At 33.4% G+C, this 1,125-nt stretch carries 1 pseudogene; it reads right to left on the bottom strand.

From position 1 onward, the window contains the following. Nucleotides 1–178: 178 nt before the first annotated feature. Nucleotides 179–1,125 (bottom strand): annotated as a pseudogene (locus tag RIN63_RS15260) (hypothetical protein); the annotation flags it as partial.

The following is a 1,125-nucleotide window of genomic DNA, read 5'->3' as shown; positions in this document are numbered from 1 at the left end:
AATGATGTCATATACCCTAATATCATTACCATTGTAATTAGTAGGGATAATCCTTTGTTAATCTTTTTGTTTCTTAACATCAACATTTACCTCCTCAAGTTTTTTAGCAATACAACTATTCCTTTGCACCTCCTTGTTTTATGTTAAGGCCCCATAAATAGGGGCCTTATTTAGAACCTTATTTTGCGTAATACAATACTTCTCCATTTATATCAAAATATGTTACTTCATCTGGTAATTCAACTATGCTTCTCATTTGACCTTCTCCATTGACTATGGTATTTTCATTAAGTTTGATATATACTTCTTCTCCAGCATTATAAGCTTCTATAAGTCTAGATTGTGCATATGCATTTGTATTTACATAATCCATATCAAAGGCTTCATTTCCTATTACCATAGTATTATTTACTAAATCTGCCATATTACCAATTACAGTTACACTTCCAGCTGCCATCTTTGTAATCTTAAATCCATATTCGTTCACATAGACTACTTGAACTTTTAGTCCTGTAGCTACTAAGTTTGCAGGTACAGTCCATGTTCCAGTATATAATCCATCTACTTCTGTCATTGGAATCCCTAGGTCATTGCTTTGTAATCCAAATGGCATTAGCAATCTAAAGTATCCATTACCACCTGTAGGAGCATTAAAGCTAACAGTTAATATATCCCCTGCTCTAAGTTCAACATTTCCTGATGGTTCAATATTTGTGATATCTGGTGCTTCTAGCTCTACTAATACTGTTCTCACAACTGTAGTCACATTTCCTGCTCCATCAGTTGCTTTTACAGTAATAGTATTTGCTCCTGGATTAAGCATTAGTCTTTCATGGAAGTTTCCTTCTGCATCTAATACTACTGCCTTGTCATTTATTTCAAGTTTTGCTAATTCTATATTATCTACTACATTTCCTATTACATGAACTACTTCAACATTTACTTTTGCATTGTCTAATGGTTTTTCCACTAATAATACTGGAGCTACCTTATCCTTAATTACTGTAACAACCGGGGATGGCTCTGTTTGTCTTCCATCTAATTCAGATGTTACCATAATTGTATTTGTATCTAATGGTAATGCTACTTGAGCTGTAAATCCTAGATTTGCTGAATTTACAGTAG

Source organism: Tissierella sp. (genome assembly GCF_031460495.1).
GTDB lineage: Bacteria > Bacillota > Clostridia > Tissierellales > Tissierellaceae > JAVKTS01.
The sequence above is the reverse complement of the archived record's forward strand: the minus strand, read 5'-3'. Positions and strand labels throughout refer to the sequence as shown.